This is a genomic window from Pseudomonas sp. PGPPP1, from assembly GCF_002255865.1.
Classification (GTDB): domain Bacteria; phylum Pseudomonadota; class Gammaproteobacteria; order Pseudomonadales; family Pseudomonadaceae; genus Aquipseudomonas; species Aquipseudomonas cremoris.
This window is the reverse complement of the sequence record NZ_NKIG01000055.1, coordinates 1-12,029: the sequence shown is the minus strand read 5'-3', so window position 1 is coordinate 12,029 and position 12,029 is coordinate 1. Positions and strand designations below refer to the sequence as shown.

Annotated in this window: 12 protein-coding genes; 8 read left to right on the top strand and 4 right to left on the bottom strand. The window is 58.8% G+C overall.

Annotated features, from left to right (window positions below):
• The 3 genes from CFE47_RS30440 to CFE47_RS30430 form a co-directional block, all read left to right on the top strand.
• Window positions 1-455, top strand: a 455-nt coding sequence (locus tag CFE47_RS30440) for a succinate--CoA ligase subunit alpha (protein ID WP_502695400.1), incomplete at its 5' end; no start/stop codon positions are given.
• 419 nt (window positions 456-874) lie between these two features.
• Complete coding sequence (brnQ, locus tag CFE47_RS30435) at window positions 875-2,188, top strand: branched-chain amino acid transport system II carrier protein (RefSeq protein WP_286842809.1); 1,314 nt, start codon at window positions 875-877, stop codon at window positions 2,186-2,188.
• A 261-nt stretch (window positions 2,189-2,449) separates the two neighbouring features.
• Complete coding sequence (locus CFE47_RS30430) at window positions 2,450-3,187, top strand: DUF599 domain-containing protein (protein ID WP_185708880.1); 738 nt, start codon at window positions 2,450-2,452, stop codon at window positions 3,185-3,187.
• A gap of 103 nt (window positions 3,188-3,290) precedes the next feature.
• On the opposite strand, the gene CFE47_RS30425 is transcribed toward CFE47_RS30430, so the two are convergent.
• The gene (locus CFE47_RS30425) at window positions 3,291-3,542 is read right to left on the bottom strand and encodes a hypothetical protein (RefSeq protein ID WP_286842807.1); all 252 of its coding nucleotides are present in this window, start codon (window positions 3,540-3,542) and stop codon (window positions 3,291-3,293) included.
• Window positions 3,543-3,700: 158 nt separating this feature from the next.
• Here CFE47_RS30425 and CFE47_RS30420 point away from each other — a divergent pair, with 158 nt between their 5' ends.
• From CFE47_RS30420 to CFE47_RS30405, 4 genes are all read left to right on the top strand, one after another.
• Window positions 3,701-4,177, top strand: a complete 477-nt coding sequence (locus CFE47_RS30420) for a PaaI family thioesterase (RefSeq protein WP_286842806.1) — start codon at window positions 3,701-3,703, stop codon at window positions 4,175-4,177.
• Window positions 4,174-4,626, top strand: a complete 453-nt coding sequence (locus CFE47_RS30415) for a PaaI family thioesterase (RefSeq protein ID WP_286842804.1) — start codon at window positions 4,174-4,176, stop codon at window positions 4,624-4,626. Before CFE47_RS30420 ends, CFE47_RS30415 begins: the two co-directional genes overlap by 4 nt.
• A gap of 89 nt (window positions 4,627-4,715) precedes the next feature.
• On the top strand, window positions 4,716-6,620 hold the full coding sequence (gene htpG, locus CFE47_RS30410) for a molecular chaperone HtpG (RefSeq protein ID WP_286842802.1): 1,905 nt from the start codon (window positions 4,716-4,718) through the stop codon (window positions 6,618-6,620).
• Window positions 6,621-6,686: 66 nt separating this feature from the next.
• The gene (locus tag CFE47_RS30405) at window positions 6,687-7,409 is read left to right on the top strand and encodes a dienelactone hydrolase family protein (RefSeq protein WP_286842800.1); all 723 of its coding nucleotides are present in this window, start codon (window positions 6,687-6,689) and stop codon (window positions 7,407-7,409) included.
• A 98-nt stretch (window positions 7,410-7,507) separates the two neighbouring features.
• Here the strand turns inward: CFE47_RS30405 and CFE47_RS30400 are convergent, their stop codons facing one another.
• Together CFE47_RS30400 and CFE47_RS30395 are read right to left on the bottom strand one after the other, a co-directional pair.
• Window positions 7,508-8,374 (bottom strand): pirin family protein, encoded by an 867-nt coding sequence (locus tag CFE47_RS30400; RefSeq protein ID WP_286842798.1) that lies wholly within the window; start codon window positions 8,372-8,374, stop codon window positions 7,508-7,510.
• Between the two features lie 64 nt (window positions 8,375-8,438).
• Window positions 8,439-8,855 carry an OsmC family protein gene (locus CFE47_RS30395; protein ID WP_286842795.1) on the bottom strand — a complete coding sequence of 139 codons (417 nt, stop codon included), beginning with the start codon at window positions 8,853-8,855 and terminating at the stop codon, window positions 8,439-8,441.
• Window positions 8,856-9,063: 208 nt separating this feature from the next.
• On the opposite strand from CFE47_RS30395, the gene CFE47_RS30390 reads away from it, so the two are divergent.
• Window positions 9,064-10,689 carry a methyl-accepting chemotaxis protein gene (locus CFE47_RS30390; protein WP_286842792.1) on the top strand — a complete coding sequence of 542 codons (1,626 nt, stop codon included), beginning with the start codon at window positions 9,064-9,066 and terminating at the stop codon, window positions 10,687-10,689.
• A gap of 171 nt (window positions 10,690-10,860) precedes the next feature.
• Here the strand turns inward: CFE47_RS30390 and fabB are convergent.
• Window positions 10,861-12,029 (bottom strand): beta-ketoacyl-ACP synthase I (gene fabB / locus CFE47_RS30385; protein ID WP_286842791.1); only part of this gene is annotated, 1,169 nt, incomplete at its 5' end.

Here is a 12,029-nt window from a genome sequence, read left to right as displayed (position 1 = left end):
ACTTGCCAGGTAAAGTCGGTATCGTTTCCCGTTCCGGCACCCTGACCTACGAAGCTGTCAAGCAAACTACTGACGCCGGTTTCGGTCAGTCGACTTGCGTCGGCATCGGCGGTGACCCGATCCCAGGCTCGAACTTCATCGACATCCTGAAGCTGTTCCAGGAAGACCCGAAGACCGAAGCGATCGTCATGATCGGTGAGATCGGCGGTTCGGCTGAAGAAGAAGCGGCTGCCTACATCAAGGCACACGTGACCAAGCCAGTTGTTTCCTACATCGCTGGTGTGACTGCCCCTGCTGGCAAGCGCATGGGCCATGCTGGCGCAATCATCTCTGGCGGCAAGGGTACTGCAGACGAGAAGTTTGCTGCCCTGGAAGACGCAGGCGTTAAAACCGTGCGTTCGCTGGCAGACATCGGCAAGGCTTTGTCCGAGCTGACCGGTTGGGCTGTCAAGTAAGCCTCGCGCTTAGCTGACGCTTTACCAAGCAAAGGCCACCTTCGGGTGGCCTTTGTGCGTTTCGGACCTGGTGAAGATCAAAATATGGGAGCCGGCTTGCTCGCGAATGCAGTGTGTCAGTCGAAGCATAAGTTGACTGAGCCACCACCTTCGCGAGCAAGCCCGCTCCCACATGTTTGTCCGTATTGCCAAATTAGGTATGAAAACGCGACATTTGAATGTCGCTTATCGGACAGTTCGCCCCGCAACAGTGCGTTTGTCAGTCGATTTCTGTAACCTAGCCGCCTCTTTATGCGTGTGCCTCCCAAAAGGAAGCCCCGCGCTAGACCGGTCCGGCCCCCATAAGGGCTGGCAGTATTTCCCTCATCCACAGGGAATCCCTCTCTAAATTCCGATTCAGTAGTGTGGTATTTCCCGAAATGAAAGTGTTGAAAAGCCAGGATGTCCTGGCGTTGGGTTTCATGACCTTTGCCCTGTTCGTGGGCGCCGGCAACATCATCTTCCCGCCTATCGTTGGTTTGCAGTCCGGGCCTCATGTCTGGATGGCAGCGCTGGGCTTCTTGATCACCGCAGTGGGTTTGCCGGTGGTCACCGTGATCGCCCTGGCCAAGGTCGGTGGCGGTATGGACGCGTTGAGCAGCCCGATCGGCAAGATCGCCGGTGGTCTGCTCGCGGCGGCGGCGTATCTGGCGGTAGGGCCGCTGTTCGCCACCCCGCGTACCGCGACCGTGTCCTTTGAAGTAGGTTTGGCGCCGTTGACTGGCGAAAGCCCGCTGGCGCTGTTCCTCTACAGCTCGGTGTATTTCCTGGTGGTGTTCTTCGTGTCACTGTACCCAGGTCGACTGCTGGACACCGTAGGCCGATTCCTCGCACCGTTGAAAATCATTGCTCTAGCCGTACTCGGTATTGCCGCGTTTGCCCTGCCAGCCGGTGAAGTGGGCGTTGCTACCCCTGAATACGTGGCTGCACCGTTCTCCCAAGGCTTTATCAATGGTTACCTGACCATGGATACCCTGGGCGCGCTGGTATTCGGCATCGTGATCGTCAACGCCATCCGCTCCCGTGGCGTTGAATCGCCGAAGCTGATCACTCGCTACGCGATCATCGCCGGCCTGATTGCCGGTGTGGGCCTGGCGCTGGTGTACATCAGCCTGTTCCGCTTGGGTGCGGGCAGCCATGCGGTTGCCGCCGGTGCCAGCAACGGCGCTGCGGTACTGCACGCCTACGTGCAACACACCTTCGGTTCCCTGGGCAGCGGCTTCCTGGCCGTGCTGATCTCCCTGGCATGCCTGGTAACTGCAGTGGGCCTGACCTGTGCCTGCGCCGAGTACTTCAGCCGCATTCTGCCGCTGTCCTACAAGGCGTTGGTGGTGATCCTGGCGTTGTTCTCGCTGTTCGTGTCCAACCTGGGCCTGACCAAGTTGATCGCGTTCTCCATCCCGGTGCTTACGGCGATTTACCCGCCGTGCATCGTGCTGGTAGCCCTGAGCTTCTGCAAAGACTTCTGGCAGGAGCAGGGCCGCATCGTTGGGCCGGTGATGTTGGTGTCGTTCATTTTTGGCAGCATTGATGCGCTCAAGGGCGCAGGCTTGGCGGGCTGGATGCCGTCGCAATTGACCAACTTGCCGCTGAGCGAGCAAGGCCTTGCGTGGCTGGTGCCGTCGGTGATGGTGCTGGTAGTGGCGGTGGTAATTGACCGCATGTTGGGCAAGCGCAGCGAAGCGATCGCTTAAACGGGTTTCACGCTGTACCGAAATGCCCCGTATCAATCGATACGGGGCATTTTTTATGGGTGGCTGGCAGTGTCTTTTTACCTGGGCTAGCGTCGAACATGCTGAACAATTCCATCATTGAAACGCGGTTAATGTGGGAGCTGGCTTGCCCGCGATTACGGTATATCCGTTAGCGCATAAGTGATTGGGCAGACGCCATCGCAGGCAAGCCAGCTCCCACATTGACCGCGTTCGTCATTCTTGCGTTGTACAAGGACCCGCATGTCGTTCGTCGAAACCAACCAGATCCACCTGCTTGCCGCCTTCTGGTTTGCCCTGTGCTGGGGCGGCTACACCCGTTATGCCACCTGGAAAGCCCGGGATACTGCTTGCCTGGCCAGTGTGCTGCACCTGTATCGCGAAGACTGGATGCGCCGCATGCTGATGCGGGACAACCGCATCGCCGACGCCAGCGTGATTGGCAACCTGGAGCGCAACGCCTCGTTCTTCGCCTCCAGCACCTTGATTATCCTTGCTGGCATTCTTACCGTGCTCGGCGCTTCCGAGAGGGCTGTATCGTTGCTCGCGGATATTCCGATGGTGCAGCAGGCGTCCCAAGGCATGTCGGAAATCAAGCTGCTGTGCCTGGCGCTGGTGTTTGTCTACGCGTTCTTCACGTTCAGTTGGTGTATGCGCCAGTACAACTTTGCGGCGGTGCTGGTAGGTTCTGCGCCGATGATTGGAGAGCGGCACGTGTCGGAGCAGGAGCGCAAGGCGTTTGCCCTGAGGGCGGCGCGGGTGATATCCATGGCGGCCAACCAGTTCAACTTTGGCCTGCGTTCTTATTACTTCGGCATGACCATGCTGGCGTGGTTTGTCAGCCCCTGGCTATTCATGTTGATGAGCAGCGGGGTAGTGGTGGTGCTGTACCGTCGGGAGTTTCATTCCGACGTACTGCAAGTCATGGTCTATACGCCCACCGATATGCCGTCGCAGGACCCCATCAAAGAGCCCGCTTAATCCATTCAGTGCATTAACGTCGGGACTAAAAACAGCAGACAAAGTAAAGCCCGCTATCTAAGCGGGCTTTCTTTTTACAGCGAAGCTATTTCAACGCGCGGTATCAAGAACCGGTAGCTGGGGTAGCAGGTGCTGCTTCTTTTGCGGCGGCTTCGTTCGATTCAGCCTGAGCTTTGGCAGCATCGGCGTTTTCTTTCGCAGCGTCGTTCACTTTATCCTGAGCCTTCTCCATGTCTTTCTGAGCTTGCTCGGAATGTGCAGCGGCGTCTTGGGCTTTGTCTTCGGATTTTTTGTCGCAGGCAGCGAGACCGAGGGCAGCGGCGAGCATCATGGAAATAGCTAAAGTCTTGCGCATGGGGTGTTTCTCCTTATTGAAGATATCTACTGGCCTTTCGAGCATAAGGGTTCAGCATTAGTTCCTTATATTTCACAGATATATAAAGCCCCGGCCCAAAGGAACTTTCACCGGTACCGTCTTTTCTGCCGTTCAACACTAATAAGAGTCTGGAACGAATGACCGAAAATCCCTTGTTAGAGCGCGCGACGCGCTTTGTGTCGGCCTTGCGCCATTGTCAGGTGCTGGGTATTTGCGCCCATGGCGCGAGCGAGGAGGGCATCACCTTGATCATGCCCTATGCCGCGCATCTCGTCGGCGACCCCCATACCGGCGTCATTCATGGTGGCGCTTTGACCTCATTGATGGACACCGCCTGCGGCATGGCCACCCTGTGCGTGCTGCCGGAATTCGAGGTGTGCCCAACGCTCGACCTGCGCATCGACTACATGCACCCAGCCGAACCGCACAAGCCCGTGTATGGCTTTGCCCAATGCTATCGGGTGACCACCGACGTGATTTTCACTCGCGGCTTTGCCTATCAGGATGACCCACAACAACCCATCGCTCATGTGGTGGGCACGTTCATGCGCATGGGCAAGCGGCTCAAAGGTACGCAAGGATTGGGTAGCACGATCAAGGGAGAGCAGGCATGACGCATCGATTCAAGACCCGCTTGGAGCAGGCCCATGAGCGCGGCAATTACGACGCACTGCTGGATTTGATCCCCTACGCCAGACTGATCGGCATCGAATGCACGCGGCAGGGGGATGAATTGCTGTTTCGCCTGCCGGCCAGCAAGGACAATATTGGTAACCCTATATTGCCGGCGCTGCATGGCGGGGTGATCGCCGGCTTCATGGAGCTCTCGGCTGCACTGCATTTGCTGGTGTTCACGGGCGCGCCGGGGTTGCCTAAAATCATCGACTTCTCCCTGGATTACCTGCGTGCCGGCCAGTTTCGCGACACCTACGCCAAATGCCAGGTGTGGCGTCAGGGACGACGGGTGGCCAATGTGGCAATCACCGCTTGGCAAAGCACCTCGGCCGAGCCGATTGCCACGGCCCGCGCGCATTTCAAGATCGAGGAATCAGGCCGCCCTTGAAATCCTAGTCTTAGCCCCCAACTTTGATGACAACCCGCCGCTAACCCTCAAGGGAGCGGCCACTGCCATCCAATTGGAGTTTGATGACCATGAGTGTGGAAACTCAAAAGGAAACCCTGGGCTTCCAGACCGAGGTGAAGCAACTGCTGCACCTCATGATCCATTCGCTGTATTCCAACAAGGAAATTTTCCTTCGCGAATTGATCTCGAACGCCTCTGACGCTGTCGACAAATTACGTTTCGAAGCCCTGTCCAAGCCTGAATTGCTGGAAGGTGGCGCCGAACTGAAAATCCGTGTGAGCTTCGACAAAGACGCCAAGACCGTCACTCTCGAAGACAACGGTATCGGCATGAGCCGTGAAGATGCGATTACCCATTTGGGTACCATCGCCAAATCCGGCACCGCTGATTTCATGAAGAATCTGTCGGGCGACCAGAAAAAAGATTCGCACCTGATCGGCCAATTTGGCGTGGGCTTCTACTCGGCCTTTATCGTTGCCGACAAGGTTGAAGTATTCAGCCGTCGTGCTGGCCTCGCCGCCGGCGAAGGCGTGCACTGGTCCTCCAAAGGTGAGGGCGAATTTGAAATCGCCACCATCGAAAAGGCTGACCGTGGTACTCGCATCGTGCTGCACCTCAAAGACGGTGAAGACGAGTTCGCTGATGGTTGGCGCCTGCGCAACATCATCAAGAAGTACTCCGACCACATCGCACTGCCGATCGAGTTGCCGAAAGAGCAGGCTGCTGCAGAAGGCGAAGAGGCCCCAGCCCAGGAATGGGAAGTGGTCAACCGTGCCAGCGCCTTGTGGACCCGTCCTCGTACCGAAGTGAAAGACGAGGAATACCAAGAGTTCTACAAGCACATCGCGCACGACTACGAGAACCCGCTGAGCTGGAGCCACAACAAGGTCGAAGGCAAGCTGGAATACAGCTCGCTGCTCTACGTACCTGCCCGTGCTCCGTTCGACCTGTACCAGCGTGAAGCGCCGAAAGGCCTCAAGCTCTACGTACAGCGTGTGTTCGTGATGGACCAGGCGGAGTCGTTCCTGCCGCTGTACCTGCGCTTCATCAAAGGTGTAGTGGACTCTAACGACCTGTCGCTGAACGTGTCGCGGGAAATTCTGCAAAAAGACCCGATCATCGATTCCATGAAGTCGGCGCTGACCAAGCGCGTCCTCGACATGCTGGAAAAACTGGCGAAGAACGAGCCTGAGCAATACAAGGGCTTCTGGAAAAACTTCGGCCAGGTCATGAAAGAAGGCCCAGCCGAAGATTTCGCCAACAAGGAAAAAATCGCCGGCCTGCTGCGTTTTGCCTCGACTCAAGGTGATGACGGCGAGCAGGTTGTGTCCCTGGCCGAATACCTGGCACGCGCCAAGGAAGGTCAGGACAAGATCTACTACCTGACCGGTGAAACCTACGCGCAGGTCAAGAACAGCCCGCACCTGGAAGTCTTCCGCAAGAAAGGCATCGAAGTGCTGCTGCTGACTGATCGTATCGATGAGTGGCTGATGAGCTACCTCAACGAATTCGACGGCAAGTCCTTCGTCGACGTCGCCCGTGGCGACTTGGACCTGGGTAACCTGGACTCCGAAGAAGAGAAGAAAGAAGCCGAAGAAGTCGCCAAGTCCAAAGAAGGCCTGGTTGAGCGGATCAAGGCGTCCCTGGGCGAGGCTGTCAGCGAAGTGCGTGTATCGCACCGCCTGACCGATTCCCCGGCGATCCTGGCCATTGGCGAGCAGGACCTGGGCATGCAAATGCGTCAGATCCTTGAAGCCAGCGGTCAGAAGGTTCCGGATTCCAAGCCGATCTTCGAGTTCAACCCGGCTCACCCGCTGATCGAGAAGCTCGATGGCGAACAGAGTGAAGAGCGGTTCGGCGACTTGTCGCACATCCTCTTCGACCAAGCGGCCCTGGCCGCGGGTGACAGCCTGAAAGATCCGGCCGCCTACGTGCGCCGTCTCAACAAGCTGTTGGTTGAACTGTCAGTCTGACACTGTTGTAGAAAAACCCGCTTCGGCGGGTTTTTTTGTTCTAGAGCACCTCAACTGGAGTAAATGATGAGCCAAGTCACTGTGCGTTCCGTGGTCTATCAGATTGATGGCCAGTCCTATGAAAGCCGCCTGGCGTTCGATGCCAGCCACAAGGGTGCATTGCCGGGCCTGCTGATGGCGCCGAACTGGATGGGTGTGAGTGCGGGTGCCGAGGAAATCGCCAAGAGCGTGGCCAGTAAAGGCTACGTGGTGCTGATCGCCGACCTGTACGGGCAAGCCGTGCGTCCGTCGAATGGCGATGAAGCCGGTGCGGCGATGATGCCGTTGAAGAATGACAACCCCGAGCTGCTCAAGCGCCTGCAGGCTGCCTTTGAACAGCTGCAGGGCCAGGCCGAGGTGGATACCTCGAAGCTGGCGACCTTTGGTTTCTGCTTTGGCGGCTTCTGCTCGCTGGAGCTGGCGCGCACCGGTGCGCCATTGAAGGCGGCCGTATCGTTCCACGGCACGATCGACACCCAGAACCCGGCAGGCGCGAAAAACGTCAAGGGTTCGGTGCTGGTGCTGCACGGTGCTTCCGACCCATTGGTACCGAAAGCCCAGTTGCCGGCGTTCGAAGACGAAATGAACGCGGCCGGTGTGGATTGGCAATTGCTGAGCTACGGCGGTGCGGTGCATTCCTTTACTGACCCGCATGCGAACGTGCCGGGCAAGATGATGTATGACGCGAAGACGGCCAAGCGGGCGTTCAAGTCGATGCATGATCTGTTGGATGAAGTGTTCGGGGGCTAGGTCTCCAGCACCTGTTCTGGCCCTATCGCAGGCAAGCCAGCTCCCACATTTTGATGTGTGAATACATTCGAATGTGGGAGCGGGCTTGCTCGCGAATGCTATCTCACCGGCAACTCAATTCTCTCTGACTCTCCCGGCACCGTCGGCCAATCCCCAGCCGCCCAGCGCTGCCGTGCCCGCTCGATCATGGCAGGGTCACTCGCCACGAAATTCCAATTGATCCGCCGTGGCCCATCCAACGGCGCCCCGCCAAACACCACCAGGTGGCAATCCGTCTCGGCAAACAGCGCCATCTCCTGATCCGCCGGCAATACCACCAGGCTGTGCACCTCCAGCGATTCTCCGTCCAACTGCGCTTCACCTTCCAGCACATACACCGCCCGTTCCTCATGTTCATCCGGGATCAGCAGGGTCGTGGCCGTCTGCATGAGTACGTCGGCGTACAGCGTGGGCGATAGCACGGGCACAGGCGATTTGAGGCAGAAGCCATTGCCGGCAATCAAGCGGATCTGCACGCCCAGGTTGTCACTGATCGGCAGGCTTGCGGCCGGGTGATGGCTGTAATGGCCGGGCCCGGTTTCGTGATCTTTCGGCGAGGCCAGCCACACTTGCAGGCCGTGCAGGCTGAAACCTGCGGCCTTGACGGCATCCGGTGTGCGTTCGACATGGGCTATCGCGCTGCCGGCGGTCATCCAGCTGACGTCACCGGCGTGTACGACCTGATCCGAGCCCAGGCTGTCTTTGTGTTGCAGCGTGCCTTCGAACAGGTAGGTGAGGGTCGAGAGCCCGATATGCGGGTGCTGGCGAATATTCATGCCGCTGCCTGGCGCGTAGCGGGTGAGCAGCATGTGGTCGAAAAACACAAATGGCCCAACGCTGCGACATTCCCGCGAGGGCAGTGGGCGCAGGATCGGTTGGCCTTCGACGTCTTCGGGGCGAGGGCGGATCACGGTGAGGGTGGTCATGGTGCATCCCTGTCTGAGCGGGTTGGATGCCGCTGAGCATAACCCGCTCGACGGGAGGTTGGCGCTATTGGCTGAAGGCGCCTTCCGAGAGTTTTGTCTCGATGGTGACCTCGGCGGTAGTCATCAGCTTGTGTACTGGGCAGCGATCTGCCACGCGGTGCAGTTCATCGCGTTGTTCGTCGGTGAGCACGCCCTTGAGGGTCAGCTTGACGTTGAGCCTGTACTTGCCCTTTTGCTCCTCGGTGCTGTCGTGAGTGACTTCCACGGTCACGCCGGTGAGAGGAATGTCCTTCTTCTGGGCATAGAGCTTGACGGTCAGCGCCTTGCAGGAGGCCAGCGCCGCGTCGAAGTAATCATGGGGGGAGGGCGCCGAGTCGTCGCCGCCCAGGCTCTTGGGCAAGTCGGTGAAGAGCTCGTGGTTGTTGATATTCACGCTGTGGCGAAAGTTGTCGTGGTTCAGGGTATTGACGGTAACAGGCATGGCAAACCTCACGAGGTGGCAGGATGAAGTGTCATGCAGTTATAGAGCATGCTGGCACTGGGGTGTTCCGTGTTTTGTGCAATCAATGTCGGCGCGATTGTTGCGCACGTTGATATCGCGTTTTCGTCTTACGCAAAAAAGCCAACGGGCCGATACCTTTCAAGAGCCAGCTGCAATCGGATGCAGCGCATTTGGAAGGAGCCAAGGCATGAGTATCAGAAGTTTGAACATCGCCCCTCGCGCTGGGTTGGGGTTTGGCGTGCTGGCGTTGATGGTGTTCGCCCTGGGCGGTTTTGCCCTGCTGCAGATGGCGAATATGCGCCAGCAGTCAGACCAGGTTGAGAACAACTGGCTGCCCAGCGTGATGGCGGTGGGGGAAATGAGCCAGGACCTGCTGCGGGTGCGTGCGCTGACGTTGCGCCTTCTGCTCAACCGCGATCCCCAGGCGCTGGCGCAGAATGAGCAGAAGCTCGGCGACCTCAAAAGTGGCCTGCACCATGCACAGAGCCTGTATGAGGCGCTGATCGTGCTGCCCGAGGAGCGCACACTGTTCGACCGGTTCAAGGTCCAGGAGCAGCAATACCTGCAGCGTCAGGAACAGGTCATGGGGTTTTCCAAGGCCAATCAGTTGGACGACGCGATCAAGGTGGTCAACGGCGAGATGAACCAGCTTGCCGACGAGATGGCCGTTACCTTGCACGACCTGGTCAACCTCAATAAAGCCAACGCCAACCAAGCAGCCAGCCTGGCGCAGAGCGTATTCAGCCAATCGCGCAGTTGGGTAGTGGGCATGATCGTGCTCACGGCACTGATCACCATCGGCCTGGCCGTGTGGCTGACGCGCAGCATCGTGCTGCCGCTGGCTCAGTCATTGAAAGTCGCCCAGGGCGTGGCCAGTGGCGATTTGACAGGTGAGATCAGCGTCACTGGCAAGGATGAGCCAGCACGCCTGCAGCAGGCGCTCAAGGGCATGCAGGAGAACCTGCGGGGCACTATCCGCCAGATTGCCGAGTCTTCGAACCAACTTGCCTCCGCCTCTGAAGAACTCAGTTGCGTGACCGAGGATGCGACACGCGGCCTGTATCAGCAGAATCAGGAAATCGAGCAGGCGGCTACGGCGGTCAACCAGATGACGGCGGCGGTGGAAGAAGTGGCTAGCAATGCCGTGGCCACCTCCCAAGCCTCCCGTGAGTCCGACCGTATCGCCCAGCAGGGGCGTGAACAGGTGCAGCAGACGGTGGTGTCGATTGAAGCGCTGGCCTCGGATGTGACGGCCAACGCGAACCAGGTCGAGGACTTGGCGCAGAAGGTTTATGGCATCAGTAAAGTGCTGGATGTGATCCGTTCGATTGCCGAACAGACCAACCTGTTGGCGCTGAACGCTGCCATCGAGGCGGCGCGGGCTGGGGATGCCGGGCGCGGTTTTGCGGTGGTGGCTGATGAAGTGCGGGCACTGGCTCATCGCACGCAGCAGTCGACCCAGGAAATCGAGCTGATGATCAGCGGGATTCAGCAGGGTACCGATCAGGCGGTCAGTTCCATGCAGCAGAGCAATACGCGGGCCCACGCGACGCTGGATATTGCCAAGTCGGCGGGTACCGCACTGGAGGCGATTGCGTCGGCGTTCACCCTGATCAATGAGCGCAATTTGGTGATTGCCAGTGCGTCGGAGCAGCAGGCGGCGGTGGCGCGGGAGGTGGATCGCAACTTGATGAATATTCGCGACCTGGCGCACCAGACGTCTACCGGGGCGAACCAGACCAGTGCGGCGAGCCAGGAGTTGTCGCGGTTGGCTGTAGGGTTGAACACCATGGTGGCGCGGTTTTCGGTGTAGGGCTCAGAACCAAAGCGGCCCTATCGCAGGCAAGCCAGCTCCCACAGGGGAATGCATTCCAAATGTGGGAGCTGGCTTGCCTGCGATGAAGGCGGCTCGGTCTCAAATCCACCCGCCCATAAAAAAGCCCCGAACCAGTCGGGGCTTTTTCATGCAATCAAGCTACAGGTCTTACTTACCCTGCCAGCGTTTCAGCACCAGGGTGGCGTTGGTGCCACCGAAGCCGAAGCTATTGCTCATCACGGTGTCGATCTTGGCGTTTTCAACGGTCTTGAGCTGGATCGGCATGTCAGCAACTGCTGGGTCCAGCTCATCGATGTTGGCCGAGCCGGCGATGAAGTTGCCTTCCATCATCAGCAGGCAGTAGATCGCTTCGTGAACGCCAGCGGCGCCCAGGGAGTGACCCGACAGGCTCTTGGTGGAGCTGATGGCCGGGGCTTTATCGCCGAATACCGCACGCACACCTTCCATTTCCTTGGCGTCGCCGACCGGAGTCGAAGTGCCGTGGGTGTTCAGGTAGTCGATTGGGGTATCAACGGTGGACATTGCCATCTGCATGCAGCGGATGGCGCCTTCACCGCTTGGCGCAACCATGTCGTAGCCGTCGGAAGTCGCGCCGTAGCCAACGATTTCCGCGTAGATCTTGGCGCCACGGGCCAGAGCGTGCTCCAGCTCCTCGACCACCACCATGCCGCCACCGCCGGCGATGACGAAACCGTCACGCTTGGCGTCGTAGGCGCGGGAGGCCTTTTCCGGGCTTTCGTTGTACTGGGTAGACAGCGCGCCCATGGCGTCGAACAGGAACGACTGGCTCCAATGCTCTTCTTCACCGCCGCCGGCGAAGACGATGTCCTGCTTGCCCAGCTGGATCTGCTCAACCGCAGTACCGATGCAGTGGGCACTGGTGGCGCAAGCCGAGGAGATCGAGTAGTTCACGCCCTTGATTGCAAATGGCGTGGCCAGGCAGGCCGAAACGGTGCTGCCCATGGTCCGCGTTACACGGTACGGGCCAACGCGTTTCACGCCTTTTTCGCGCAGGATGTCCAACGCTTCCATCTGGTTCAGGGTCGATGCGCCGCCGGAACCTGCGATCAGGCCGGTGCGTATGTTCGACACCTGATCTTCGCTCAGGCCGGAGTCGGCGATGGCGTCTTTCATGGCCAGGTAGGCGTAGGCGGCAGCGTGGCCGACGAAGCGGTAGATCTTGCGATCAATCAGTTCTTCGAGGGGCAGGTCGATGGAGCCGGAAACCTGGCTACGCAGACCCATTTCGGCATATTCCGGGTTGAAGCGGATGCCAGGGCGACTTGCACGCAGGTTAGCGGTGACGGTCTCTTTGT

What these genes read in the sequence shown, in the direction of transcription:
- CFE47_RS30430 (WP_185708880.1), top strand. Translation starts at nt 2,450, where the DNA reads ATGTCGTTCGTCGAAACCAACCAGATCCACCTGCTTGCCGCCTTCTGG.
- CFE47_RS30395 (WP_286842795.1), bottom strand. Translation starts at nt 8,855, where the DNA reads ATGCCTGTTACCGTCAATACCCTGAACCACGACAACTTTCGCCACAGC.
- htpG (WP_286842802.1), top strand. Translation starts at nt 4,716, where the DNA reads ATGAGTGTGGAAACTCAAAAGGAAACCCTGGGCTTCCAGACCGAGGTG.
- CFE47_RS30425 (WP_286842807.1), bottom strand. Translation starts at nt 3,542, where the DNA reads ATGCGCAAGACTTTAGCTATTTCCATGATGCTCGCCGCTGCCCTCGGT.
- CFE47_RS30415 (WP_286842804.1), top strand. Translation starts at nt 4,174, where the DNA reads ATGACGCATCGATTCAAGACCCGCTTGGAGCAGGCCCATGAGCGCGGC.
- CFE47_RS30405 (WP_286842800.1), top strand. Translation starts at nt 6,687, where the DNA reads ATGAGCCAAGTCACTGTGCGTTCCGTGGTCTATCAGATTGATGGCCAG.
- brnQ (WP_286842809.1), top strand. Translation starts at nt 875, where the DNA reads ATGAAAGTGTTGAAAAGCCAGGATGTCCTGGCGTTGGGTTTCATGACC.
- CFE47_RS30420 (WP_286842806.1), top strand. Translation starts at nt 3,701, where the DNA reads ATGACCGAAAATCCCTTGTTAGAGCGCGCGACGCGCTTTGTGTCGGCC.
- CFE47_RS30390 (WP_286842792.1), top strand. Translation starts at nt 9,064, where the DNA reads ATGAGTATCAGAAGTTTGAACATCGCCCCTCGCGCTGGGTTGGGGTTT.
- CFE47_RS30400 (WP_286842798.1), bottom strand. Translation starts at nt 8,374, where the DNA reads ATGACCACCCTCACCGTGATCCGCCCTCGCCCCGAAGACGTCGAAGGC.